Origin of the sequence: Variovorax sp. V213 (assembly GCF_041154455.1) — a bacterium.
Classification (GTDB): domain Bacteria; phylum Pseudomonadota; class Gammaproteobacteria; order Burkholderiales; family Burkholderiaceae_C; genus Variovorax.
This window is the reverse complement of record NZ_AP028664.1, coordinates 781,221-804,656: the sequence shown is the minus strand read 5'-3', so window position 1 is coordinate 804,656 and position 23,436 is coordinate 781,221. Positions and strand designations below refer to the sequence as shown.

Genomic DNA, 23,436 nt, shown 5'->3' with positions numbered 1-23,436 from the left:
GATGGTAGTGCCTGACTGGCCGGGCGAGAGCCGATCTTGCGCTATGTTCGCGGCATGACGACAACGACATCCGCCGCCGGCGCAGACGGCATCTATGTGCTCGCGGCCCATCCGCATTGGCGCGATTCCCGCGTCAACCGGCAGCTGCTGGCGGCCGCGCGCGCGGTGCCGGGCGTCCAGGTGAACGACCTGTACGGCAGCTACCCCGACTTCTCGATCGACGTCGAGGCCGAGCAAGCCAGGCTCGCAAGGGCCAGCCTCGTGGTGCTGCTGCACCCCATCCAGTGGTATTCGGCGCCGCCGCTGCAAAAACTCTGGTTCGACGACGTGCTCAGCTACGGCTGGGCCTATGGCCGCGGAGGCACCGCGCTCCAGGGCAAGGACTGCTGGCTGGTCGCCACCACCGGCGGCCCCGATGCCAGCTACCACCCGCAAAGCTACAACCGCTACTTCTTCGACGCCTTCCTGCCGCCCTACGAGCAGACCGCCGCGCTCTGCGGCATGCGCTTTCTCCCGCCGCTGGTGTTCCACGGCGCGCGCCGCGCGAGCGAGGCCGAGGTGGCAGCGCACGTCGAGGTTTTTGCCCAGCGGCTCGGCAGCTATCCCGAGTGGCCGGAACTCGAGGAGCTCGACGCCTGCGTGGCCTGCCCCGTTCCCGAAACCGATCGCCCGGCAGAGCTCGACGACGCGGACAAGGCGGCGTCCGCCACCTTCTACTCCGCGACGGCCCGGGGCCTCGCCTCCATGTCCGCCGCCAACGAAGAAAACGACAACAACGAAAAAGGCACGGCCTGAGCATGGAGCACGCACCCGCCTGGCTGACAAGCAGCCTGATCTACCTGAGCGCCGCCGTCCTGGTGGTGCCGCTGTCCAAGGCCCTGGGCCTCGGCTCCATCATCGGCTACCTCGTCGCCGGCATCGCCATCGGCCCGTGGGGCCTCGGCCTCGTTTCCAGCGTGGAAGACGTGCTGCACTTTGCCGAGTTCGGCGTGGTGCTGATGCTGTTCCTCGTGGGCCTCGAATTGGAGCCCAAGCGCCTGTGGAACCTGCGCCGGCCCATCTTCGGCTGGGGCGCGGCGCAGGTGCTGAGCTGCGCCGCGGTGCTGTTTGCCGTGGGCTGGGCCGCGGGTGCCGAATGGCGCGTGGCGCTGGTGGCGGCGCTCGGCCTCGCGCTCTCATCCACGGCCATCGCGCTGCAGGTGTTCGGCGAACGCAACCTGCTCAGGACGCCGAGCGGCCAGGCGGGCTTTTCAATCCTGCTGTTCCAGGACGTAGCGGCCATTCCCATCCTTGCGCTGCTGCCGCTGCTGGCGGGCGCCACGGCGGCCGAGCAGTCGCTCAGCGGGCTCGACCGGACGCTGGAAGGGCTGAAGATCGTCGGTGTGATCGCCGGCATCATCCTCGGCGGCCGGCTCGCCTTGCGCCCGCTGCTGCGCTGGATCGCGCGCAGCGACACGCCCGAAATCTTCACCGCCGCGGCGCTGCTGCTGGTGGTGGCCATCGCCGCGCTGATGCAGTTCGTGGGCCTGTCGATGGCGCTGGGCGCTTTTCTCGCCGGCGTGCTGCTGGCGGAAAGCGAATACCGGCGCGAGCTCGAAACCGACATCGAGCCCTTCAAGGGCCTGCTGCTCGGCCTGTTCTTCATTGCAGTGGGCATGTCGATCAACTTCGGCGTGCTGATCGCGAGCCCCTGGCTCATGGCGATGCTGGTGGTCGGCTTCATGGCCATCAAGCTGGTGGTGATCTACGCCCTGGCCAAGGCCATGGGCCTCGCCTACCAGGAGCGCCCGGTGTTCACGCTGCTGCTGGCCCAGGGCGGCGAGTTCGCGTTCGTGGTGTTCCAGGCCGCGGGGCCCGATGTGCTGCCGCCCGAGATCACCTCGCTCTTGATCGGCGCGGTGGCGCTGTCGATGCTGCTGTCGCCGCTCCTCCTTGTGCTGCTCGACAAGTTCGTGCTGCCGCGCTACAGCCGAAACAACGGCCCGCAGCTGGAAGAGATTTCCGAGCAGCAGGACGCCAAGGTGCTGATCTGCGGCTTCGGCCGCTACGGCCAGATCGTCGGCCGCATGCTGATGTCGCAAGGCCTGCGCGTGACGGTGCTCGACCACGACGCCGACACGGTCGAAGGCCTGCGGCAGTTCGGCTTTCGGGTGTTCTATGGCGATGCGACGCGTCTCGACCTGCTGCGCACCGCGGGCGCCGGCACGGCCAAGGCCATCGTGGTGGCGGTGGACGACATCGAGCAGTCGCTCGAGATCGTCGATCTCGTGAAGGAGCACTTTCCGCAGGCGCGCATCATCGCGCGGGCCCGCAACGTGACCCACCTCTTCCAGCTGCGCGACCGCGGTGTAACGGAGGTCGAGCGCGAGGTGTTCGAATCGTCGCTGCGCAGCGCCCGCTCGACACTCGAGGCGCTGGGCTGGCCCGCGCATGAAGCCCGCGAATCGACCATGCGCTTCCGCCGCCGGAACATCAGGCTCAGCGACGAGATCTACCCGCACTACAAGGACCGCGCCAAGCTCATTGCCGCCAACAAAGCGGGCCGCCAGCAGTTCGAGGAACAGATGGCGCGCGAACGCGAAGAACGGCAACGTCGCTCGGGCCGCGACTGGGACCGGCTCGACGAAAAAGAAGAGGCGGACGCGTAGCCCGCCCCCTGGTCAGCCTTCCAGCTTCAGAAGGCGCACCGCGTTGCCCTTCAGGATCCCCGGCATCACCTCGGGCTTGAACCCGGCCGCCTCGAAGTCCTTCATCCAGCGGTCGGGCGTGATCAGCGGGTAGTCGCTGCCGAACAGGATGCGATCCTTCAGCAGTGTGTTGGCGTATTGCACCAGCTGCTTCGGAAAATACTTGGGGCTCCAGCCGGACAGGTCGATCCACACGTTGGGCTTGTGCGTGGCCACGCTCAGCGCCTCGTCCTGCCAGGGGAAGCTGGGGTGCGCCATCACGATCTGCATGTCGGGAAAATCGATGGCCACGTCGTCCAGGTGCATCGGGTTGCTGTATTCCAGCCTGAGGCCGCCGCCGCAGCGCATGCCCGAGCCGATGCCGCTGTGGCCGGTATGGAAGATGGCCGGCAGCTTGTGCTCGGCAATCACCTCGTAGATCGGCCAGGCCATCTTGTCGTAGGGGTGAAAGGCCTGCACCGTCGGGTGGAACTTGAAGCCCTTCACGCCGTGCTCCTCGATGAGCCGGCGCGCCTCGCGGGCGCCCATCTTTCCCTTGTGCGGATCGATGCTTGCGAAGGCGATCATCATGTCGCTGTTCTTCTGCGCGGCCTCCGCGATTTCCTCGTTCGGAATGCGGCGGCGGCCCATGTTCGATTCGGCGTCGACCATGAACATCACGAGGCCGATCTTGCGTTCGCGGTAGTAGGCCACGCTCTCGGCAATGGTCGGCCGGCCGCTCGAGCCGAAGTACTTGTCGGCGGCGCGGTCGTATTCCTCGCCGTAGTTGTCGAACGGGTTCCAGCAGCTCACTTCGGCGTGGGTGTGGATGTCGATCGCGATCAGGTTCTGGTGGTCCATGTCGTTGTCTCCAGTACGGGTAAATCCCTAGGAATTGGGGCGCTCAAGTGCCTTGAATTGATTATTTATCATAACCATAATCCAACTCACACACGAATGCAATCATGACCAATCCCGATCTCCAACTCGACATCCGCGACGAAGTTGCCATCGTCCGCCTGACGCGCGGCGCCAAGCGCAACGCGCTTTCGGACAGCCTGGTCCTCGCGCTGCGCAACACCTTCGAGACCCTGCCTTCAACGGTGCGCGCCGCGGTGCTCGACGGCGAAGGCCCGCATTTCTGCGCCGGCCTCGACCTGAGCGAGCTGAAAGAACGCGACGCCGGCCAGGGCATGCAGCACTCGCGCCTGTGGCACGGCGCGCTCGACCTGATCCAGCACGGCCCGGTGCCGGTGATCGCGGCGCTGCACGGCGCGGTGGTCGGCGGCGGCCTCGAGCTGGCGAGCGCCTGCCACATCCGCGTGGCCGACCGCAGCACCTTCTACGCGCTGCCCGAAGGCTCGCGCGGCATCTTCGTGGGCGGCGGCGGCTCGGTGCGCATTCCCAAGCTGATCGGCGTGGCCCGCATGACCGACATGATGATGACCGGCCGCGTCTACAACGCCGAAGACGGCGAGCGCGCCAACTTCGCGCAGTACCTGGTCGACGAAGGCACGGCCTTCGACAAGGCCTTCGAGCTTGCGAAGCGCGTGGCCACCAACGCGCCGCTGACCAACTACGCACTGATGCACGCGCTGCCGCGCATCGCCGAGCAGTCGGCCGACCACGGCTTCTTCACCGAGGCGCTGATGTCCGGCATCGTGCAGAACGCCCCCGAGGCCAAGGCGCGCGTGCGTGACTTCCTCGAAGGCCGCGGCGCGAAGGTGAGCAAGGGATGACCACGATCCGATACCGTCCGCTGGCGTTCGGCGTCACGCGCGCCGTGCTGCGCGACGGCGCGCCGGGCACGCAGTACCTGCGGGCCGAAACACGGCTCGCGCCCTACCGCGACCGCATGACCGACCGCCTGGCGCACTGGGCCGAGGCCGCGCCAGACCGCACCTTCATCGCCCGCCGCGAACGGCTGGCCGACGGCAGCACCGGCGACTGGCAGCGCGTGAGCTACGCCGAGGCGCTGCAAAAGGCGCGCAGCATCGGCCAGGCCCTGCTCGATCGCGGCCTGGATGCGGAGCGCCCGGTTGCGATCCTGAGCGAGAACGGTATCGAACACGCCCTGATGGCATTGGGCTGCCTCTATGCCGGCGTGCCGTATTGCCCCGTGTCGCCGCCCTACTCGGTGGTGAGCCAGGATTTCGAGAAGCTGCGCCACGTGCTGGACACGCTCACGCCCGGCCTGGTGTTCGCCGCCGACGCCGCGCGCTACGGCCGCGCCATCGCCGCGGCGGTGCCCGCCGAAACCGAAGTCGTGATCGCCGAAGGCACGATCGAAGGCCGCGCCGCCACGCCGTTCGATGCGCTGGCCGCCACGCCCGCAACGCCCGCCATCGACGCCGCGATGCGCGCCACCGGCCCCGACACCATCACCAAGTTTCTCTTCACCTCGGGCTCGACCAAGATGCCCAAGGCGGTGATCAATACGCACCGGATGTGGTGCGCCAACCAGCAGCAGCTGCGCCAGTCGATTCCCGCCCTGGGCGAGGAGCCGCCGGTGCTGGTCGACTGGCTGCCCTGGAACCACACCTTCGGTGGCAACCACAACGTGGGCATCGTGCTGGACAACGGCGGCACGCTCTACATCGACGACGGCAAGCCCACGCCCGGCGGCATGGCCGAGACCCTGCGCAACCTGCGCGAGATCGCCCCCACCATCTACTTCAACGTGCCGACCGGTTTCGAGGCCATTGCGCATGCCATGGAGACCGACGCGGTGCTGCGCCGCAACCTGCTGTCGCGCGTGAAGATGTTCTTCTACTCGGGCGCCGCGCTGTCGCAGCCCGTGTGGGACAGCCTGCACAAGACGCAGGAGGCCGAGGTCGGCGAGCGCATCGTCATGGGTACCGGACTGGGAATGACCGAGTCCGGCCCCTTCGCTCTCTATGTCACCGGGCCCGAGGTGAAGTCGGGCGACGTGGGCCTGCCCGCGGCCGGCATCGAGCTCAAGCTGATCGAGGTCGACGGCAAGACCGAGGTGCGCTACCGCGGCCCCAACATCACGCCCGGCTACTGGCGCGCGCCCGAGGCCACGGCCGAAGCCTTCGACGAAGAGGGCTTCTTCTCCACCGGCGACGCGGTGAAGTGGATCGACGACCAGAACATCCACCGCGGCCTGCGCTTCGACGGCCGCATTGCCGAAGACTTCAAGCTCGCCACCGGCACCTTCGTGAGCGTGGGACCGCTGCGCGCCAAGATCATCGCGGCCGGCGCGCCCTATGTGCAGGACGCCGTGCTGACCGGCATCAACCTGAAGGAAGTCGGCGCGCTGGTCTTCCCGACGCAGAAGGTGCGGCAGCTGGCCGGCCTGCCCGAAGGTGCAACGATGCAGCAGGTGCTCGAAAGCGCCCCGGTGCAGGCGCACTTCCAGCAGGTGGCCAACGAACTGGCGGCCATGGGCACCGGCAGCGCCAACCGCATCGCGCGGCTGTACCTGATGGCCGAGCCGCCTTCCATCGACAAGGGCGAAGTGACCGACAAGGGCTCCATCAACCAGCGCGCCGTGCTCAAGTACCGCGCCGAGATTGTCGAGGCGCTGCATGCCGACACCCTGCCCTTCACCTTGAAGCCCCGCTGAACCCATCCAGGAGACAAACACCATGAAGATCGAAGGACAAGCCGCACTCGTCACCGGCGGCGCGTCGGGCCTGGGCGAAGCCACTGCGCGCGAACTCGCGCGCCTGGGCGCCAAGGTGGCGGTGCTCGACCGCAACGCCGCGCTCGCCGAGAAGGTGGCCGCCGAGATCGGCGGCGTCGCCTGCGTCTGCGACATCACCGACACCGAGAGCGTCAATGCCGCGCTCGACAAGGCCGCCGCAGCCCACGGGCCCGCGCGCATCCTGATGAACGTGGCCGGCATCGGCAGTGCGAAGCGCATCGTCGGCAAGGACGGCAACCCGGCGCCGCTCGAAGACTTCGTGCGGGTGGTCAACATCAACCTGATCGGCGGCTACAACATGGCGCGCCTGTTCGCGGCGCGCTGCGCGAAGCTCGATGCGCTCGACAACGGCGAGAAGGGCGTGATGCTCTTCACCGCCTCGGTCGCGGCCTTCGACGGCCAGGTGGGCCAGCAGGCCTACAGCGCCTCCAAGGGCGGCCTGGTCGGCATGACGCTGCCGATGGCGCGCGACCTGGCGCAGCACGCCATTCGCGTGTGCACCGTGGCGCCGGGCCTCTTTGCCACGCCGCTCTTGATGGAACTGCCCGAAGCCGTGCAGCAATCGCTGGCCGCTTCGATTCCGTTCCCGCCGCGCCTGGGCAAGCCCTCGGAATTTGCCGAGCTGGCCTGCCACATCGTGACCAACGGGCACTTGAACGGCGAGGTGATCCGTCTCGACGGCGCCCTGCGCATGGCGCCGCGCTGATTCCAGCCCCAACAACCAGGAGACAAGACCATGACCAACAGACGTGAATTCGTGAAGGCACTCGGCGGCGCAGCCGCACTCGGCGCCCTGTATCCGCTCGGCGCGCTCGCCCAGGCCGTGCAGCAGGCAAAGATCTACTACGGTTTTCCGGCCGGCAGCGCGGGCGACAGCGTGGCGCGCCGGGTGGCCGAAAAGCTCGGCGACACGCCTTATTCGAAGATCAACGCGGTGGTCGAGAACAAGCCCGGCGCGGGCGGGCGCATTGCGCTCGACACGCTCAAGACCTCGCCGGCCGACGGCTCGGTGCTGTGTCTCGCGCAGGCCTCGGCGCTGTCGACCTACCCGCACATCTACAGCAAGCTCAGCTACGGCATCGCCGATTTCGCGCCCATTTCCATCGGCGCCGTGATGACGCACGGCCTCGCGGTCGGGCCCATGGTGCCGGCCAGCGTGAAGACGCTGAAGGACTACATCGCCTGGGCCAAGGCCAACCCCGGCCAGGCCAGCTACGGCTCGCCGGGCGCGGGCTCCACGCCGCACTTCCTGGGTGCGCTGCTGGGCCTGAACAGCGGCACCGACCTGCGCCACGTTCCCTACCGCGGCTCGCTGCCGGCCATCAACGACGTGGTGGGCGGGCAGATTGCCTCGAGCATGACGCCGGTGGGCGACTACCTGCCCTTCGCCAAGGCCGGCAAGCTGCGTGTGCTCGCCACCTCGGGTGCACAGCGCGCGGCCTACCTGCCCGACGTGCCCACCTTCACCGAGCAGGGCTTCCCGGAAATCGTGGCCGACGAATGGTTCGGCTTCTTCGCTCCGGCGAAGACGCCCGCCAATGTCATCGCTGCGGCGAGCACGGCGATCCAGGCCGCGCTCAAGGACAAGACGGTGGCCGACGGCCTGCTGTCGGTCGGCCTGATCGCCCACGGCTCCTCGCCCGAGGACATGAAGAAATCGCTCCAGGCCGAGTACGAGCGCTGGGGTCCGCTGGTCAAGAAGATCGGCTTCACCGCCGAGTCCTGAGACACCGATGGATTACCGCCCCCGACCCGAAGACCACCGATTCATCCTGAACGCGGTGCTCGACGCACCGCCGAAACTGAGCGCGCTCGCGCCCTTCGCGGAGGTCGACGAGGCGCTGCAGGGCCAGGTGCTCGAGGAGGCGGCGCGCTTCGTGGCCGAGGCGGTGGCGCCATCGAACCGCGACGGGGACGAGATCGGCTGCCGTTTCAGCCAGGGCGAGGTCGCCACGCCGCCGGGCTTTCGCGAGGCCTACCAGGCTTTTGTCGATGGCGGTTGGCCCGGCTTGTCGGCCGCGCCGCAAGACGGTGGCCAGGGCCTGCCGACCGTGCTCGAAGCCATCCTCTACGAGTGGCTGAGCGCGGCCAACCACGGGTTCACCATGGCGCCGGGCCTGCTGCACGGCGCCTATGCCTGCCTCAAGCATCACGGCAGCGACGAACTGCGCGCACGCTACCTTTCGAAGATCGCGTCAGGCGAGTGGCTCGCCACCATGTGCCTCACCGAGGCCCACGCGGGCAGCGACCTGGGCCAGGTGCGCACGCGCGCCGTGCCGCAGGCCGACGGCAGCGTGCGCGTGAGCGGCGGCAAGATCTTCATCTCGGGCGGCGAGCACGACCTCACGCCGAACATCGTGCACCTGGTGCTGTGCCGCTTGCCCGGTGCGCCCGCGGGACCCAAGGGCCTGTCGCTGGTACTGGTGCCGAAGCAGCTGGAAGGCGGCACGCGCAACGCGGTGCACTGCGAGCGCATCGAGGAAAAAATGGGCCTGCACGGCAGCCCGACCTGCGTCATGCGTTTCGACGAGGCCACCGGCTGGCTCGTCGGCGAGCCGGGCCGCGGCCTGGCCGCGATGTTCGTGATGATGAATGCGGCACGCCTGCACGTGGCGCTGCAAGGCATCGGCCTGCTCGATGCCGCCTGGCAGAAGGCCGATGCCTACGCCATGGAACGCCGCCAGATGCGGGCGCCCGGCGCCGCGCCGGCCAGCCGCGGCGGCGAGGCGGCGGACCTCATCGCCGAACACCCCGCGATCCGCCGCATTCTCGATACCCAGCGCGCCTGGGTCGAGGGCGCGCGCACGCTCGCCTACCGCAGCGCGCTGATGCTCGACGTGGCCGCGCACGACGCCGATCCCAAGGCGCGCGAGCGCGCGCATCGCTGGTGCTCGCTGGTCACGCCGGTGCTCAAGGCGGCCTGCACGCACCAGGCTTTCCACGGCGCGAGCGAATGCCTCCAGGTGTTCGGCGGCCACGGCTACGTGCGCGAATGGGGCATCGAGCAAATCGTACGAGACGCGCGCGTCACCATGATCTACGAGGGCACCAACGAGATCCAGGCCATCGATCTGCTGGTGCGCAAGGTGCTGCCCGACGGCGGCGCCGGCATGTCGGCCGTGCTGCTCGAACTGCGCGACACGCTCGACGCTTCGCGCGAGGCCGACGCCGACGTGCAGCGCCGGCTCGCGCAGCTGCGCTACCTGGGCACCACGATCGCGATGGCCGCGCATGCCAACCCGGTGCTGCCATACGAGGTGGCCGACGACTACCTGCGCGTGGTGATGCTCACGATGATGGCCTGGGCCTGGGCGCGCATCGACGCGGCCGAGGCGTCGGAGGCCGGGCGCGCCGCCAGGGCAGGCCCGGCGGTGGCCTTCCGGCGCTGGGTGCTGCCCGAATTCGATATGCGGCTGGGCATCGTCAAGCGCGCCTGCGAGGGTGTTGCCATGTCGCACGACGCCGCAAAATCACCGGTGGCCGGCAGTTAACCGATGCACCCGCGCGGCCCGGCGCGGTTACGCTTGGGACCATGTCTCGCCCATCCAAGAACAGTTCCGCAAAAGCGGTGCCGCCAGCGGCTGCCAACGGCAAGTCCGACCGGCTCGATGCCCGTGTGCTGGAAGCCCTGGTCGGCTACAACGCGCGCCGCGCCTGGCTGATCGTCACGGGCGTGTTTGCCGAACGCATGGCGCCGTATGGTCTCAAGCAGATCGATTTTTCGGTGCTCTCGCTGCTGGCGCACAACCCGGGCGCCACTTCGCGCCAGCTCTGCAACACGCTCGACATCCTGCCGCCCAACCTGGTGAGCCTGGTGGCCACGCTCGACAGCCGCGGACTCATCGAGCGCCGGCCGCATCCGCATGACGGCCGCGCGGTGGGGCTGCATCTCACCGAGGCGGGCGAAAAATTGATCCGCGAGGCCGAGCAGACGGTGACGCAGCTCGAGGCCGACGCCAGCGCCCGGCTCACGGCGCGCGAGCGGGAAACCCTGATCCGGCTGCTGCAGAAGATCTATCTCTAGCCTCGGCGCTCCTGGCTAGAGGCCGCGCTCCACCATGTCGATCAGCCGCTGTCCCAGCGCATGGGTGGCTTCCGCGTCCATGTCTTTCAGCGGCCCTTCGATGATCAGCAGCGCCAGGCCGTGCACGGCCGACCAGGCCAGGTATTCGGCGTTCGGGCGGCGCGACGCATCGAGCGCGCCCGCATCCACGAGCCGGTCGATCGCGCTGCTCAGCAGCTGGAACGGGTCCATGCCGCTCGCGCCCGCGCGCCCCGGTCCCACCTCGCCCTGGGCGTCTTCCGACGACACGAGAAAAGCCGTTTTGAACAACCCAGGCTCGGCCTGCGCAAAGCGCAGGTAGGCGGTGCCGATGGCCCGCACCCGTGCCCGCGCGAACTCGGCGGGCGGCTGATCGCAGGGCAGCACCGCAAGTTCCTTTTCCATGGCGGTGGCCGCCGCCGACAGCGCGGCGGCGCGCACCGCCAGCAGCAGCTCGCGCCGGCTCGCGAAATGCCGGTACGCCGCGTTGGGCACGACGCCCGCACGCCGTGTCACTTCGCGCAGCGCCACCGCGTCGGGGCCGCCGTCGCGCGCCAGTTCGATGCCCGCATCGAGCAGCGCGCGGCGCAGGTCGCCGTGGCGGTACGTGCTGCGGGCGGCAGGCGCGCTGGGCTCGGGCGGAACGATGCGGGGGCTCATCGGGAATCTCCATGTGGACACCGTCCATTATGTCTGCTATTCTTTGTGGACGGTGTACACAAACTTAGTTATTCCGTATGCGCGCAGGTCCCTGTGCATCCTTTCATCCTCAGTCCAAAGGAAACGCCATGAAGGTCCAGTCCTATCTTTCGTTCGAAGGCCGCTGCGACGAAGCGCTCGCGTTCTACAAGAAGGCGCTCGGTGCCGAGGTCGTGCAGCTCATGCGCTACAGCGAGGCGCCGGAAATGCCGCCCTCGTCTGACGCCGACGCCAGCTGCGGCGGCGCCGCACCGGGGGCCGACAAGGTGATGCACGCGGTGGTTCGCATCGGCGAAACCGAGTTGATGGCGTCCGACGGCCGCTGCTCGGGCCAGCCGGAGTTCAAGGGCATCATGCTGGCCCTCACCGCTTCCACCGATGCCCAGGCGCGCCAGTGGTTCGATGCGCTGGCCGAGGGTGGCCAGGTGATGCAGCCGCTGATGCCGACCTTCTTCACGTCCAGTTTCGGCATGCTCGCCGACCGCTTCGGCGTGGGATGGCTGCTGGTGGTGGCGCCGGCCAATTGAAACCGGGCCTTTGCGAGTCTCGAAGACACCACTCACAAGCACTCAAGGAAATCCCATGTCTCCCATTCACGCCTATCTCGCTTTCGACGGCAATGCGGCCGAGGCCATGCGCTTCTATGAGAAGACGCTCGGTGGCACCATGCAGATGATGATGACCATGGGCGAAGCCCCGGGCGCCGAGCAGTTTCCGCCTGGCGCCGAAAAACGCATCATGCATGCGGCACTGGCTTACGGCGACGGCATGCTGATGGCCTCGGACACCATGCCCGGCCAACCCTACGAAGGCATGAAGGGCTTCGGCGTGGCGCTGACGATCGAGACCGTCGCGGAAGCGAAGCGCGTGTTCGACGCTTTCGCCGACGGCGGCAAGGTCACGATGCCTTTCGACAAGACCTTCTGGGTCGAGGGCTTCGGCATGGTGACCGACCGCTTCGGCACGCCCTGGCTCATCAACGGGGGCAAGCCGCTGGTCTGACCCCGCCCGTCTCATTCGCAACCTGCAGGAATCGCTCTTCATGACCGACACACTCGACAACAACCGGAAGCGCTGGCTTGCATTGATGGTGCTGTGCCTCGGCGTGCTGATGATCGTGCTCGACACCACGATCGTGAACGTGGCGCTGCCCTCGATCCGCACCGACCTGGGCTTCACCGAGACCTCGCTGGTCTGGGTGGTGAATGCCTACATGCTGACCTTCGGCGGCTTCCTGCTGCTGGGCGGCCGGCTGGGCGACCTGTACGGCCACCGCAGGCTTTTCTTGATCGGCCTCGTGCTGTTCACGCTGGCCTCGCTGGCCTGCGGCGTTGCCAACTCGCAGGCCTTGCTGGTCGCGGCGCGCGCGGTGCAGGGACTGGGCGGCGCGGTGGTCTCGGCGGTGGCGCTCTCGCTGATCATGAACCTCTTCACCGAACCCGCCGACCGTGCCAAGGCCATGGGCGTCTACGGCTTCGTCTGCGCGGGCGGCGGCAGCATCGGCGTGCTGCTGGGCGGGTTGCTCACGAGCACGCTGAGCTGGCACTGGATCTTTCTGGTGAATCTGCCGATCGGCGTGGCGGTGTATGCGCTGTGCATTGCGCTGCTGCCCTCGGCGCGCGGCCACGCCCATGGCGAGAAGCTCGACGTGGCCGGCGCCGTGGCCGTCACGCTGTCCCTGATGCTCGCGGTGTATGCCATCGTCAACGGCAACGAAGTGGGCTGGCAGTCCACGCAGACGCTCGGGTTGCTGTGTGCCGCGGTGGTCCTGATGGCGGTCTTCATCGCCATCGAAGCCAAGGTGCAGCATCCGTTGATGCCGCTGGGCCTGTTCCGCCTGCGCAGCGTTTCGGTCTCCAACGTGGTGGGCGTGCTGTGGGCGGCGGCCATGTTCGCGTGGTTCTTCATTTCCGCGCTCTACATGCAACTGGTGCTGGGCTATACGCCCATGCAGATCGGCCTGGCGTTCCTGCCGGCCAACCTGATCATGGCGGTGTTCTCGCTGGGCGTGTCGGCCAGGCTGGTGATGCGCTTCGGCATCCGCAAGCCGCTGTCCGTCGGGCTCTGGCTCGCGGCCATCGGACTCGCGCTGTTTGCGCGGGCACCGGTGAACGGCAGCTTTGCGGTTGACGTGCTGCCCGGCATGCTGCTGCTCGGCTTGGGTGCCGGCATGGCGCTGAACCCACTGCTGCTCGCGGCCATGAGCGAAGTGAGCCCCACCGAATCGGGCCTGGCCTCGGGCGTGGTCAACACGGCTTTCATGATGGGTGGCGCGCTGGGCCTGGCGGTGCTGGCCAGCGCCGCCGCCGCGCGCACCGCGTCGATGGAGGCGGCCGGCGCGCAGCTGGCGCTCGCGCTCACCGGCGGCTACAACCTCGCATTTCTCATCGGTGCCGTGTTCGCGGCCGTCGCGGGACTGCTCGGGGCCGTGCTGCTGCGCACCGCATCGCCGGGGTCCACCCAGAACAACGAAGAAAACAAAGGGGCCGCGGCATCCGCAGGCACGGCAAACCGTGCGGCGGCATCCTGAAGGTTTGCCTGGCCGGCAGCCGCTTTTCTTATTCTTCCTTCCGTTTCTTTCAAGGAGACTTTCAATGGCTCGTTATGTCGATGGCTTCCTCGTTCCCGTTCCCTCGAACAACGTCGAGGCTTACCGCAAGCTGGCACGCAAGGCCGGCAAGATCTGGATGGAATACGGCGCGCTCGAATACGTGGAGTGCATTGCCGACGACGTGAAGCCCGGCAAGCTCACCTCGTTTCCGCAGAGCGTGAAGCAGAAGGCCGATGAAACCGTGGCGTTCTCGTGGATCGTCTACAAGTCGCGCAAGCACCGCGACGCGGTCAACGCCAAGGTCATGGCCGATCCGCGCATTGCCGCGATGGACCCGAAGACCATGCCCTTCGATGCGAAGCGGATGATCTTCGGCGGGTTCAAGTCGATCGTCGAGTTCTGAGCTCGACGGCCTCAGGCCAGAAAGCCGTCATACACGAGCTTAAGTCCGGTCAAGAGCATGCCCAGGTACACGAAGCGATAGAACCATGTCGCATCGATGCGCCGGGCAATGCGGATGCCGAGCCACACGCCAAGTGGCGCCAGCGGCATCAGCACCAGCGAGGTGGCCATGGTGCGAAAGTCGATCAGGCCAAGCCAGGCGTAGGGAATCCATTTGCTCAGGTTCACCACGAAGAAGAAATACGCCATCGTCGCGGTGAACACCACCGGCTTGAGCCGCAGCGGAATCACGTAGGCGTTGACCGGCGGACCGCCGGCGTGGGCGATGAAGCTCGTGAAGCCCGACACCGCCGTGAGCGCCGCGCCCACCGCGCGCGAAGGCAGCGGGTCGTCGGGCTTGGGCGGAAACACCAGCCGCTGGGCCAGAAACAGCAACGTGAACACGCCGACGATGCCCGCCACGGTGTGGGCCGAGAGGGTGCGGAACAGCAGCGTTCCGATCACCGTGCCGAGCAGCCCGAACGGAATCAGGAACTTGAGCAGCGCGCGGTCGAAGTCGTTCCGGAAAGCCGCCAGGCCGAGCAGGTCCATCAACAGCAGCAGCGGCATCAGGATGGCCGCCGCCTGCGGCACCGTGACCGCCAGCGCCATCAGCGGCACCGCGAGCGAACCGAAGCCGGCGCCGAAACCGCTCTTGCTGATGCCGAGCAGCAGCACGGCGGGAATGGCGACCGCGTAGAAATGCGGATCGGTGATGAGGGGAAAGACCATGGAGAAAGAGGCGGCGCAGGCAGAAAAAAGCCCACCGTGTCCATGGCGGGCCGTCCGAGCGTAGCAGGATGGCGCGGGTCCTGCTGTCGGTCCCGCCCGGGAGGCCGCGTTCTCGAAAACTGTGCGTAAACGCACATACCGGCCGTTGGCGGCTCCGCACACTGGAACCGCAACCGTCGCACTCCCGCGGCGCCCCCTCCACTTTCCAAGGATCCGCCATGAACAACCAGGCCGTAGCCGCCCACTCCGTGCGTGCACCGATCGCACCTGCACAGGCTTCCTCCGTCTCCCCCGCCACGCTGGACGACTCCGGCAAGCTGCTGCTGCGTGTGGCCATCGGCGTGCTCGTGCTGCTGCACGGTATCTTCAAGATCTCGGCCGGCGTCGGCTTTGTGAGCGCCATGCTGGTCAAGGCCGGCCTGCCGGGCGGGCTTGCCTACCTGGTGTACGTGGGCGAGATCGTGGCGCCGCTGCTCATGATCGCCGGCTTCTGGACCCGCGCCGCTGCCGGCGTGGTGGTCATCAACATGCTCGCGGCCTTCGGCCTGGTACACATGGCCGACCTGTTCTCCCTGACCAAGCAGGGCGGCTGGGCGCTCGAACTGCAGGGCCTGTACCTGTTCGGCGCGCTCGCCGTGGTGCTGCTGGGCGCGGGCCGCTTCAGTCTCGGCGGTCTTCGCGGCCGCTGGAACTGATCCGGCTCAGCCGGCGTCGCCTCTGACCTGCGAGACCATGCGCTCGAGGCGGGCGGCGTCGGCCACCAGCAGGGCCTTGCCGTCCTTGCGCAGCACGCCGCTGCGCACCAGCACGTTCAGTTCGCGGGTCACCTGCTCGCGGTTGGTGCTGATCTGGCTGGCAAGGGCCGCGTGCCTGGGCGCCGGCTCCAGCCGCGCCCGGTTGTTCTCCACGCCGGACGCGCGCGCCAGCCGCAGCAGCTCGGCATGGAGCCGATTCTGGACGCCGAGCGTGCTCAGGTCGATCACCCGTTCGGAAAGCTGCCGCACCAGTGACGCCAGCCGCTGCATCACGCGCTCGGCCACCACCGGCTCCTCGCGCAGCAGGGCCATGAAGGCGGCCCGGTCCAGGCTGGCGAGCACGCTGGGTTCCAGCGTGACCACGTCGGCCGAACGCGGCCCGCCGTCGATGGCGGCGATGTCGCCGAAGTGTTCGCCGGCCCCGGAATCCCTGAAGGTGACCTGCCGCCCATTGGCGGAATAGGTGGTCACCCGCACCCGGCCCGACACCAGCAGGAACACGTCGCCCTGCTGCTCGGCACGCAGCAGCAGCGGCTTGCCGGCCTCCACGCTGTGCCACAGGCACTGCTGCGCCAGCAGGTCCAGGCGCTCGTCGGAGAGGCCTTCGAGCAGTGCGATGCGGCGCAGCGCGAGGCTGGATCGAGGGATGGTGGGAGATGGGGCCATGCGGGTCGGTAAGGGCGCGCGCATTATGCTCGGGTGCCGCTTCGAACCCCTTCATGGACCGACGTTCACCCCACGCCCCTTTTTCGCTGGGACCGCCCACGCGGCGCAATCTTCGCTGGGTCAGCGGGCTGGTGCTGATGGCCTATGTCACGGCGCACCTGCTGAACCATTCGCTGGGCATCGTTTCGTTTGCCACGGCCGAAACCGTGCTGCGCGGCGTGCAGCAGTTCTGGCACAGCCTGCCGGGCACGCTGCTGCTGTACGGCGCTGCGGCCGTGCACCTGGCGCTGGCAGTCAACGCGCTGTGGGAGCGCCGCACGCTGCGCATGCCGCCGCTCGAGGGCCTGCGCGTGCTGCTGGGTTTTGCGCTGCCGCTGCTGCTGGCCACGCACCTGACCGCCATGCGCGGCGCCTATCTCGCCTATGGCATCGAGGGCTCCTATGTTCGCGTCGTCTGGGGGCTGTGGAGCCTGCCGGGTGCCAGCGCGCAGTTCGCCTTGATGCTCGCGGCCTGGAGCCACGGCTGCCTGGGGGTGCACTTCGCACTGCGGGCGCGGCCCGGCTATCGCCGCTTCTCTTATCTGCTGCTGGCCATCGCGGTGGTGCTGCCGCTCACGGCGGCGATGGGCTTTGTCTCGATGGGGCGCGAGTTCCAGTGGACCGGCGTGCCGCCGGCCGTGTTGCCGACGCCCGAACAAGGCACGGCACTCAAGGCGGCCGAGGGCTACATCAAGTGGTTCTACGCTCTGGCGCTGCTCGCCCTGCTGGCGGCCCGCTGGGGGCGCAACGGGTTCGCACGCTGGTCTCGCCAGCCGTCCATCGCCTTGCGCTACCCCGACCGCACGGTGCAAGTGCCGCGCGGCTGGAGCGTGCTGGAAGCGAGCCGCTCGCATGGCATTGCGCACCTGTCGGTCTGCGGCGGGCGGGCGCGATGTTCGACCTGCCGCGTGCGCGTGCTCGGCCCCGCGGAGCACACGGGCGCGCCGGGCCGCGACGAGCAGCGAACGCTCGAGCGGGTGCGTGCACCGGGCGATGTGCGGCTGGCGTGCCAGCTGCGCCCGCGAGGCGACATCGAGGTCACGCCGCTGTTCGCGCCGCCGCCCCACGGAGGACGGCCCGCGCCGGTCAGCAGCTTCGGGCGCGAACGCGACGTGGCCATTCTGTTCGTGGACCTGCGGCGCTGGTCGGGGTTGTCGGAGCGGCAATGGCCGTTCGACCTGGCCTATGTGCTCGACCGCTACTTCGCCACCGTGGGCGCCGCCGTGCGGGAAAGCGGCGGCGTGCCGAACCAGTTCATCGGCGACAGCGTGATGGCGATCTTCGGGCTCGAGACCGACCTGCCCACTGCATGCCGACAGGCGCTGCAGGCCACCGAACTCATCGGCCAGCGCATGGATGCGTGGAGCGAAAGCTTCGAAGCCCAGTTCGGGCAACGGCTGGACTTCGGCATGGGCCTGCATGCCGGTCGCGCAGCGGTGGGCGAAGTGGGCTATCTGGACACCACCACCTTCACCGCCATCGGCGAAGTGGTCAATACCGCGAGCCGGCTCCAGGACCACGCCAAGGCGGCCGCTTCGCGACGGGTGGTTTCATTGTTCGCGGCGCAGCAGGCCGGCCTCGCGCACACGATGGAACAGGTCGACATGCTGACCGTGCGTGGCCGTTCGGCGCCCCTGGCGGTGATCTGTTCGCAGCCTGGATCGCCGCCGCGCCCTCTTTCGTGAGCAAGACGGGGGCTGCGTTCAGCCCGCGGATCGGGCCGTGACGGTGGCCGCGCCCGGCGCCGTCGAGATGTCGTAGCGCACGGGCAGGAAGCGCTCGATCACTGCGCAGTTGGTGCGCGTGTGCTCCGTTACTTCGCTGCAAGTGAAGGTGCCGGCGCTGCCGCCCTGCCACGCGGCCAGGCCCAGCAGCAGCGCCAGCTGGTCGGCCAGGTGGGGTCCCACCGCCCCCAGGCTCTTCTGGAACTGGCGCAGCTCCTTCACGAGCCCATGCGCCACCTGCTCGGCGCTCAGCGTCTTTTCGCCGAAGGCCGTGAAGACCTCGGTCACGTGCTCGTAGGCCAGCGTGGCGAGCAGCGCATTGCCCGGCCCCTCGTTCTGCCGCGCCGTTCCCGTGCGCAGTTGCCCGCCCGACCACCCCATGGCCTGGCCCAGCGTTTCGAGCTCGCGCGTTGCCACGTGCCGCGCCAGTCCCGGCGCCAGGCACTCCGCATGGCCCGAAAGCAGCGCGCCGCGCGCGACGAGGTCGAAGGGCCGCAGCGCATCCGCCGCGGGCACGATGGTCGCTTCCACTTCACCACCACCGGCGGGGTAGAAACCGCAGCGGCGCAGCGTCAGTTGCAGGTCCGCGCCCAGGCGGCGCACCAGCGGTGCGAAGGCACGCTCCAGGAAATGGAAAGGCGGCGCCATCGGGTTGTGCGTACCCCCGCGCAGGTGCACGTGGCTCGGCGCACCGGCCAGCAGCAGCGGCGGCAGCACCGTTTGCAGAACCAGCATGCAGCTGCCCGCGCTGGCAATCGTGAAGCGGTATTCGCCCGCGCGCACCGGCCCGGGCACGAAGCGCAGCGATTGCGAGCCGAGCTCGGCACCTTCGACCTGCGCTCCGCTGATCTCGGCCGCGGCATTGACGCATGCGAGATGCTGGCGCATCAGGCCGGGCTTGGCGCGGCCCGCGCGAATGTTGTCGATGGCGATCGGCTGGCCCGTTGCCACCGACAGGGCCAGGCCGGTCCGCAGGATCTGGCCGCCGCCTTCGCCCTGGGAGCCGTCGAGTTCGATCATGCGCGGCCTCCTTCCTGCGCGGCGGCGCCGAAGCGCAGCACGGTCTCGCAAAAGAACGCATCGAGCCCTGCTTCGTCGGCCTGCGGCAATGGCGTGACCGGTTCGGCCGCGTTGGCTGCCAGCTCGGACTCGATGAATGCGTGGATTCCGGCCCAGCGCGGGCTGGTCGCGGCTTCGCCGGCCCGCATCTTCACCTCGAGCAGCGCGTTGATTTCGCCGACGAGCGCGCCGTCGCGCACGGGATCGAGCGTCTTCTGCGCCAGGTCGGCGAAGCGCATCGGCGGCACGCCGGGCTGCGTGCGGATCCAGCGCGCGGCCAGCAGCGGGCGCAGCACGTAGAGGTACTTCTTGTAGCGCACCTCGTCGGCCTGAAGATGCTCGCGGAAGTTCTTCTTCGCCATCGAGGCGTAGTGATGCCAGCCGCGCGCGTTGGAGAACACCGCTTCCGAGAGCGCGCGAAAACGCGGCATCGCCACCGCGTCGTCGCGGTACACGATGGGCGAGCGCAGCCATTCGAGCAGCGTGGGGTTCGACTCGCGCATCAGGCCCAGCGCCTTGCGCAGGTCCCAGCCGTTGATGTCGAGCTCGCCGCTGATCGGCACCTCGATCACGTCGCGCCGCGCCGTCACCGTGAGGTACCACGGCAGTCGGTTGACGTAGATGAAGCGCACGTCGTAGTCGCTGTCGGGCGAGGCAAAGCCCCAGCCGCGGCTGCCGGATTCGCAGGCGAACAGCACCGTCACCTCATGGCGGGATTCGATGTCGCGCAGGGCGTCGATGATCTGCGCGCGCATGGCCGGATCGATCGGGTGGGCCGAGCGCAAAAATTCTTGATTGCTCATAAAGATCTTCTTCTTGCCGCCTGATTCTTCATTCAGGCGCGGGTGACGGTCACGTTGCCGGCACCGTCGAGTTCAAAAACATCCAGGTCGTTGGCGAGGAATGCGTTGCCGCGGTAGTGGGCCTGGGTCTCCCCCATCAGCGCCGCCATGCCCTCTGCGTTCTGGTGGCGTGGGCTCAGGTGCGTGAGAACCAGGTTGGGCACTTGGGCCGATTGCGCAAACTCGGCCAGCAGGCGCGCCGAACTGTGCATGGGCCCAGGCCCGACCTTGTCGAGCACGTCTTGCGTGTAGGTGGCCTCGTGCACCAACAGCTGCGCCCCTTGGCAGGCGGCGTGCAGCAGCGCGGGCTCGGCGTTGTCACCGCCCAGCACGGCGCTGGCCGTGTCGATCTGCGTCTCCGCGAAATCGGCGCTGCGCAGCACCCCCGCGTTGAAAGGCACGTCCTCCCCGTTCTGCAGCGCGCGCCATGCCGGCCCCGCCGGCAAGCCGGCCGCACGCAGGGCGTCGGCCTTCAGCCGCACGCGCCGGGTTTCCACCTGCACGCGGTAGGCGTGGCTGGGCACGCGGTGCCGCAACACGTATCGCTCGATGCGAAGGCCCGGCGCTTCGTACACCAGTGCCTGGGTTTCGATATCCACATGCTCGACCTCGTAAGGCAGATGCAGGTCCGTCAATTGGCGCGTGGCCTCGAACCACTCCCACACCGGCAGCGGCGCGATCAGCTTCAGAGGCTTGGTGCGCTTGCCCATGCCGGCGCTCGCGAGCAGGCCCGGCAGGCCATAGCAATGATCGCCGTGCACATGAGTGATGCAGACAGCCGCCATGTCGTGCAGCGACAGCGGCGTTTGCAGCAGCTGGTGCTGCGTGCCTTCGCCGCAGTCGACCAGGAACCAGTCGGGCCCCAGCACCGTCTGCACGGCGAGGCCGGAGACGTTGCGCTGGCGCGTGGGGGTACCTGAAGAGGTTCCCAGGAAAGTCAGTCTCATCATCATTTCTGCGCCTCCGCCAGGCGGCGCAACGCCTTGGCTGCGGCATCCGCCGCCTCTCGCTCCCAGACCCGATGGTTCTGCCCGCCCCGGCGGGCCGCCACGAAGGACTCGAGTCGCGCGATCTGTTCCAGGCCGCCCCACCTCCCCATCACCTCGATGGCCACCACGCGCAAGCTGCGCCACTTGCTTTGCAAGGCTGCCTCTATCAGGGTCAGTGCCGCAGCGTCCGGCTTTTCGGCAGCCAGTGCGCGCAGCCGCGCCACTTCGTCACGCAGCAGATTGGCGCCTTCGTGGACCGAGGCTGCTTCGCGCAGCGCGCGCCGGGCCAGCCGGCAGGCGCGGCACCGCACGGCGTTGCTGTAGATGGAACCTTGCGCAACCTCGTACCACCACTTCTGCTGCTTGGCCGTCCACACTTCTTCCGCACCGCAATCGCGGCACGTGAAAGGGCGGTCGAGATAGAAATCGGGCACCTCGCAGAACATCGTGTTGCAGGAAGCGAGCCTGGACTTGTCTGCGAGTTCGAGGCCCGGCAGCGGTCCATCGACGGACAGCTTGCGCACGTCGTGTACGCGTAGCCGCGCCTCCAGCGCCGCGGCACGTTCGATGCGGCGCGCCTTGATTTCAGCGCGACGTTGCTTGTTGCTTTTTTTCATAGTCAGTGCCCAAAGCTCGCGCGACTCCGAAAGGCCGCCGAGCAAGCGGCTCAATCGGTCACGCTGAAATGAAGAAGATATTTCTCACCACGTGCATTGCCCAAACAGAGGTTCCATAGCTCCTACCCCTTCACGCACACCACCTGCTTGAGCGTGTAGACCACCTCCACCAGGTCCTTCTGCGCCTCCATCACCGCGTCGATGTCCTTGTAGGCCATCGGAATCTCGTCGATCACGTCGGCGTCCTTGCGGCATTCCACGCCTTCGGTGGCGGCGATCTGGTCGGCAATGGTGAAGAGCTTCTTCGCCTTGGTGCGGCTCATGACTCGGCCCGCGCCGTGGCTGCAGCTCATGAAGCTCTCAGGGTTGCCCTTTCCGCGCACGATGTAGCTCTTGGCACCCATGCTGCCGGGAATGATCCCGAGCTCGCCGGCCTTGGCGCTCACCGCGCCCTTGCGCGTAACGAGCACGTCTTCGCCGAAATGCGTTTCGCGGCTCACGTAGTTGTGGTGGCAGTTCACCGCTTCCACATGCGCCTCGAAAGGCTTGCCGATGACCTTGCGCGCCGCCGCGACCACGCGCTGCATCATCACTTCGCGGTTGGCGTGCGCGAACTTCTGGGCCCAGCCCACCGCACGCACGTAGTCGCCGAAGTACTTGGCGCCTTCCTCGAAGTACGCCAGGTCCTGGTCGGGCAGGTTGCGCTGGTGCAGCTCGGCGTCCTTCTTCGCGAGTTCGATGAAGTGCGTACCGATGGCATTGCCCACGCCACGCGAACCCGAGTGCAGCATGAACCACACCGCGCCCGCCTCGTCGAGGCATACCTCGATGAAGTGGTTGCCGGTACCCAGCGTTCCCAGGTGCTTGTGGTTGTTGGTGTTCTTGATGCGCGGGTAGTCCTCGCAGATCGCGTCGAATTCGTCCACCAGCTGCGCCCAGGCCGCATCGGTCTCATCGGGCGGCGTTTCCCACGCGCCCTTGTCGCGGCCCATGCGCTTGGGGTTCGAACCGTGCGGCACGGCTTTTTCGATGGCCGAGCGCAGCGGGCCGAGGTTATCGGGCAGGTCGCGTGCGTTGAGCGTGGTCTTGCACGCCATCATTCCGCAACCGATGTCCACACCCACCGCGGCCGGGATGATGGCCTTGAAGGTCGGGATCACCGAGCCCACGGTCGCACCGATGCCGTAGTGCACGTCGGGCATGGCCGCGATGTGCTTGAACACGATGGGCAGGCGGGCTGCGTTCTCGAGCTGCTTTTGCGCTTCGTCTTCCACGGGCACGCCGTTCGTCCACATCTTCACGGGGACGCCGTTGGCGACTTGATGCAGTTTGTAGTTCTGTTCCATTTTCTTTTCTCTCTGTTTATCTATTCTTGCAACTGGCTGGTGGACACGGCGGGATTCGAACCCGCATCAATACGGCGACCATGGTGTTTGACTCCATTGGCCCAGTCGACGGTTGGAAACGCGCGCCAGTGGCAGACCCGTCATCGGAGCCAGCACCTGCATCCTCAACCGTACACGTCAACCGACTTGCCCGCCGCATCCGGTGCTACCCGGACTGCCGGCAATAACAACATTTTTGGCAGTGGCGCTCCCTTCTGTGCCTGCGCGCCCGAATACAAAAAAGCAGCGACAAGAATCGGCGAAACAGTCGTGCTCTGCCACTGAGCTACGGCCTTGCGACCGGCGGGATTCGAACCCGCGACCACGAGCGTTGTAGGCTGTAGTTCCGCCAGCATTCGCTGCAAAAAACAGTGCGACGAGGATGGCAAGACGTAGACCGCGCCGGAGAACCGGCGCCGGGATTCGAACCCTGGTCGCACCAGATGTAGTCCTGCCTGCATTCGCACAAAAACCTCATCCCCGTTCGGCGACCAACAATCGATGCGAGATGGAACATTTTTTCGATGTACTCGCATCTGCATTCGCCGAACGACGACGT

General features: G+C 67.6%; 23 protein-coding genes. 14 read left to right on the top strand and 9 right to left on the bottom strand.

What is annotated here, in order from left to right:
• Window positions 1-54: 54 nt before the first annotated feature.
• Both ACAM55_RS03870 and kefC read left to right on the top strand, forming a co-directional pair.
• Window positions 55-795, top strand: a complete 741-nt coding sequence (locus ACAM55_RS03870) for an NAD(P)H-dependent oxidoreductase (protein ID WP_369654755.1) — start codon at window positions 55-57, stop codon at window positions 793-795.
• A 2-nt stretch (window positions 796-797) separates the two neighbouring features.
• Complete coding sequence (kefC, locus tag ACAM55_RS03865; RefSeq protein WP_369654754.1) at window positions 798-2,648, top strand: glutathione-regulated potassium-efflux system protein KefC; 1,851 nt, start codon at window positions 798-800, stop codon at window positions 2,646-2,648.
• Between the two features lie 12 nt (window positions 2,649-2,660).
• On the opposite strand, the gene ACAM55_RS03860 is transcribed toward kefC, so the two are convergent.
• Complete coding sequence (locus ACAM55_RS03860) at window positions 2,661-3,527, bottom strand: amidohydrolase family protein (RefSeq protein WP_307595872.1); 867 nt, start codon at window positions 3,525-3,527, stop codon at window positions 2,661-2,663.
• Between the two features lie 104 nt (window positions 3,528-3,631).
• On the opposite strand from ACAM55_RS03860, the gene ACAM55_RS03855 reads away from it, so the two are divergent.
• From ACAM55_RS03855 to ACAM55_RS03830, 6 genes are read left to right on the top strand one after another with little or no spacing between them, the layout of a single operon-like run.
• Window positions 3,632-4,405 carry a crotonase/enoyl-CoA hydratase family protein gene (locus tag ACAM55_RS03855; RefSeq protein ID WP_369654753.1) on the top strand — a complete coding sequence of 258 codons (774 nt, stop codon included), beginning with the start codon at window positions 3,632-3,634 and terminating at the stop codon, window positions 4,403-4,405.
• Window positions 4,402-6,255 (top strand): feruloyl-CoA synthase, encoded by a 1,854-nt coding sequence (locus ACAM55_RS03850; protein WP_369654752.1) that lies wholly within the window; start codon window positions 4,402-4,404, stop codon window positions 6,253-6,255. Before ACAM55_RS03855 ends, ACAM55_RS03850 begins: the two co-directional genes overlap by 4 nt.
• A gap of 22 nt (window positions 6,256-6,277) precedes the next feature.
• Window positions 6,278-7,042, top strand: a complete 765-nt coding sequence (locus ACAM55_RS03845; protein WP_354374582.1) for an SDR family NAD(P)-dependent oxidoreductase — start codon at window positions 6,278-6,280, stop codon at window positions 7,040-7,042.
• Between the two features lie 30 nt (window positions 7,043-7,072).
• Window positions 7,073-8,062 carry a Bug family tripartite tricarboxylate transporter substrate binding protein gene (locus ACAM55_RS03840; RefSeq protein WP_369654751.1) on the top strand — a complete coding sequence of 330 codons (990 nt, stop codon included), beginning with the start codon at window positions 7,073-7,075 and terminating at the stop codon, window positions 8,060-8,062.
• A 7-nt stretch (window positions 8,063-8,069) separates the two neighbouring features.
• The gene (locus tag ACAM55_RS03835; protein ID WP_369654750.1) at window positions 8,070-9,827 is read left to right on the top strand and encodes an acyl-CoA dehydrogenase family protein; all 1,758 of its coding nucleotides are present in this window, start codon (window positions 8,070-8,072) and stop codon (window positions 9,825-9,827) included.
• Between the two features lie 41 nt (window positions 9,828-9,868).
• On the top strand, window positions 9,869-10,360 hold the full coding sequence (locus tag ACAM55_RS03830; RefSeq protein ID WP_369654749.1) for a MarR family winged helix-turn-helix transcriptional regulator: 492 nt from the start codon (window positions 9,869-9,871) through the stop codon (window positions 10,358-10,360).
• 15 nt (window positions 10,361-10,375) lie between these two features.
• On the opposite strand, the gene ACAM55_RS03825 is transcribed toward ACAM55_RS03830, so the two are convergent.
• A complete protein-coding gene (locus tag ACAM55_RS03825) occupies window positions 10,376-11,038 on the bottom strand; it encodes a TetR/AcrR family transcriptional regulator (RefSeq protein WP_369654748.1) in 663 nt (220 codons plus the stop codon).
• Between the two features lie 128 nt (window positions 11,039-11,166).
• Here ACAM55_RS03825 and ACAM55_RS03820 point away from each other — a divergent pair, with 128 nt between their 5' ends.
• From ACAM55_RS03820 to ACAM55_RS03805, 4 genes are all read left to right on the top strand, one after another.
• Complete coding sequence (locus ACAM55_RS03820; protein WP_369654747.1) at window positions 11,167-11,604, top strand: VOC family protein; 438 nt, start codon at window positions 11,167-11,169, stop codon at window positions 11,602-11,604.
• 55 nt (window positions 11,605-11,659) lie between these two features.
• Window positions 11,660-12,079, top strand: coding sequence for a VOC family protein (locus ACAM55_RS03815; protein WP_369654746.1), 420 nt, complete (start codon window positions 11,660-11,662; stop codon window positions 12,077-12,079).
• A 40-nt stretch (window positions 12,080-12,119) separates the two neighbouring features.
• Window positions 12,120-13,607, top strand: a complete 1,488-nt coding sequence (locus ACAM55_RS03810; protein ID WP_369654745.1) for a DHA2 family efflux MFS transporter permease subunit — start codon at window positions 12,120-12,122, stop codon at window positions 13,605-13,607.
• A gap of 64 nt (window positions 13,608-13,671) precedes the next feature.
• A complete protein-coding gene (locus tag ACAM55_RS03805) occupies window positions 13,672-14,031 on the top strand; it encodes a DUF1428 domain-containing protein (RefSeq protein ID WP_369654744.1) in 360 nt (119 codons plus the stop codon).
• 11 nt (window positions 14,032-14,042) lie between these two features.
• Here ACAM55_RS03805 and ACAM55_RS03800 read toward each other — a convergent pair whose 3' ends face one another.
• Complete coding sequence (locus ACAM55_RS03800; RefSeq protein WP_369654743.1) at window positions 14,043-14,801, bottom strand: sulfite exporter TauE/SafE family protein; 759 nt, start codon at window positions 14,799-14,801, stop codon at window positions 14,043-14,045.
• A gap of 218 nt (window positions 14,802-15,019) precedes the next feature.
• On the opposite strand from ACAM55_RS03800, the gene ACAM55_RS03795 reads away from it, so the two are divergent.
• Window positions 15,020-15,496, top strand: coding sequence for a DoxX family protein (locus tag ACAM55_RS03795; protein WP_369654742.1), 477 nt, complete (start codon window positions 15,020-15,022; stop codon window positions 15,494-15,496).
• 6 nt (window positions 15,497-15,502) lie between these two features.
• Here ACAM55_RS03795 and ACAM55_RS03790 read toward each other — a convergent pair whose 3' ends face one another.
• Window positions 15,503-16,246 carry a Crp/Fnr family transcriptional regulator gene (locus tag ACAM55_RS03790; RefSeq protein WP_369654741.1) on the bottom strand — a complete coding sequence of 248 codons (744 nt, stop codon included), beginning with the start codon at window positions 16,244-16,246 and terminating at the stop codon, window positions 15,503-15,505.
• 29 nt (window positions 16,247-16,275) lie between these two features.
• Here ACAM55_RS03790 and ACAM55_RS03785 point away from each other — a divergent pair, with 29 nt between their 5' ends.
• Window positions 16,276-17,946, top strand: coding sequence for an adenylate/guanylate cyclase domain-containing protein (locus ACAM55_RS03785; RefSeq protein WP_369654740.1), 1,671 nt, complete (start codon window positions 16,276-16,278; stop codon window positions 17,944-17,946).
• 18 nt (window positions 17,947-17,964) lie between these two features.
• Here the strand turns inward: ACAM55_RS03785 and rtcA are convergent, their stop codons facing one another.
• The 5 genes from rtcA to ACAM55_RS03760 all read right to left on the bottom strand — a co-directional run bounded on the left by rtcA (window position 17,965) and on the right by ACAM55_RS03760 (window position 22,838).
• Window positions 17,965-19,005, bottom strand: a complete 1,041-nt coding sequence (rtcA, locus tag ACAM55_RS03780; RefSeq protein ID WP_369654739.1) for an RNA 3'-terminal phosphate cyclase — start codon at window positions 19,003-19,005, stop codon at window positions 17,965-17,967.
• Window positions 19,002-19,847 (bottom strand): nucleotidyltransferase domain-containing protein, encoded by an 846-nt coding sequence (locus tag ACAM55_RS03775; RefSeq protein ID WP_369654738.1) that lies wholly within the window; start codon window positions 19,845-19,847, stop codon window positions 19,002-19,004. Before ACAM55_RS03775 ends, rtcA begins: the two co-directional genes overlap by 4 nt.
• A gap of 32 nt (window positions 19,848-19,879) precedes the next feature.
• Window positions 19,880-20,839, bottom strand: coding sequence for a ribonuclease Z (locus ACAM55_RS03770; RefSeq protein ID WP_369654737.1), 960 nt, complete (start codon window positions 20,837-20,839; stop codon window positions 19,880-19,882).
• A complete protein-coding gene (locus ACAM55_RS03765; protein ID WP_369654736.1) occupies window positions 20,836-21,537 on the bottom strand; it encodes a zinc-ribbon domain containing protein in 702 nt (233 codons plus the stop codon). The genes ACAM55_RS03770 and ACAM55_RS03765 overlap by 4 nt, the downstream gene beginning before the upstream one ends.
• A gap of 77 nt (window positions 21,538-21,614) precedes the next feature.
• The gene (locus ACAM55_RS03760) at window positions 21,615-22,838 is read right to left on the bottom strand and encodes an RtcB family protein (RefSeq protein WP_369654735.1); all 1,224 of its coding nucleotides are present in this window, start codon (window positions 22,836-22,838) and stop codon (window positions 21,615-21,617) included.
• Window positions 22,839-23,436: the final 598 nt, after the last annotated feature.

Excerpts from the sequence above, each read along its gene's own strand:
- ACAM55_RS03870 (WP_369654755.1), top strand. The coding sequence starts at position 55 with ATGACGACAACGACATCCGCCGCCGGCGCAGACGGCATCTATGTGCTC.
- kefC (WP_369654754.1), top strand. The coding sequence starts at position 798 with ATGGAGCACGCACCCGCCTGGCTGACAAGCAGCCTGATCTACCTGAGC.
- ACAM55_RS03860 (WP_307595872.1), bottom strand. The coding sequence starts at position 3,527 with ATGGACCACCAGAACCTGATCGCGATCGACATCCACACCCACGCCGAA.
- ACAM55_RS03855 (WP_369654753.1), top strand. The coding sequence starts at position 3,632 with ATGACCAATCCCGATCTCCAACTCGACATCCGCGACGAAGTTGCCATC.
- ACAM55_RS03850 (WP_369654752.1), top strand. The coding sequence starts at position 4,402 with ATGACCACGATCCGATACCGTCCGCTGGCGTTCGGCGTCACGCGCGCC.
- ACAM55_RS03845 (WP_354374582.1), top strand. The coding sequence starts at position 6,278 with ATGAAGATCGAAGGACAAGCCGCACTCGTCACCGGCGGCGCGTCGGGC.
- ACAM55_RS03840 (WP_369654751.1), top strand. The coding sequence starts at position 7,073 with ATGACCAACAGACGTGAATTCGTGAAGGCACTCGGCGGCGCAGCCGCA.
- ACAM55_RS03835 (WP_369654750.1), top strand. The coding sequence starts at position 8,070 with ATGGATTACCGCCCCCGACCCGAAGACCACCGATTCATCCTGAACGCG.
- ACAM55_RS03830 (WP_369654749.1), top strand. The coding sequence starts at position 9,869 with ATGTCTCGCCCATCCAAGAACAGTTCCGCAAAAGCGGTGCCGCCAGCG.
- ACAM55_RS03825 (WP_369654748.1), bottom strand. The coding sequence starts at position 11,038 with ATGAGCCCCCGCATCGTTCCGCCCGAGCCCAGCGCGCCTGCCGCCCGC.
- ACAM55_RS03820 (WP_369654747.1), top strand. The coding sequence starts at position 11,167 with ATGAAGGTCCAGTCCTATCTTTCGTTCGAAGGCCGCTGCGACGAAGCG.
- ACAM55_RS03815 (WP_369654746.1), top strand. The coding sequence starts at position 11,660 with ATGTCTCCCATTCACGCCTATCTCGCTTTCGACGGCAATGCGGCCGAG.
- ACAM55_RS03810 (WP_369654745.1), top strand. The coding sequence starts at position 12,120 with ATGACCGACACACTCGACAACAACCGGAAGCGCTGGCTTGCATTGATG.
- ACAM55_RS03805 (WP_369654744.1), top strand. The coding sequence starts at position 13,672 with ATGGCTCGTTATGTCGATGGCTTCCTCGTTCCCGTTCCCTCGAACAAC.
- ACAM55_RS03800 (WP_369654743.1), bottom strand. The coding sequence starts at position 14,801 with ATGGTCTTTCCCCTCATCACCGATCCGCATTTCTACGCGGTCGCCATT.
- ACAM55_RS03795 (WP_369654742.1), top strand. The coding sequence starts at position 15,020 with ATGAACAACCAGGCCGTAGCCGCCCACTCCGTGCGTGCACCGATCGCA.
- ACAM55_RS03790 (WP_369654741.1), bottom strand. The coding sequence starts at position 16,246 with ATGCGCGCGCCCTTACCGACCCGCATGGCCCCATCTCCCACCATCCCT.
- ACAM55_RS03785 (WP_369654740.1), top strand. The coding sequence starts at position 16,276 with ATGGACCGACGTTCACCCCACGCCCCTTTTTCGCTGGGACCGCCCACG.
- rtcA (WP_369654739.1), bottom strand. The coding sequence starts at position 19,005 with ATGATCGAACTCGACGGCTCCCAGGGCGAAGGCGGCGGCCAGATCCTG.
- ACAM55_RS03775 (WP_369654738.1), bottom strand. The coding sequence starts at position 19,847 with ATGAGCAATCAAGAATTTTTGCGCTCGGCCCACCCGATCGATCCGGCC.
- ACAM55_RS03770 (WP_369654737.1), bottom strand. The coding sequence starts at position 20,839 with ATGATGATGAGACTGACTTTCCTGGGAACCTCTTCAGGTACCCCCACG.
- ACAM55_RS03760 (WP_369654735.1), bottom strand. The coding sequence starts at position 22,838 with ATGGAACAGAACTACAAACTGCATCAAGTCGCCAACGGCGTCCCCGTG.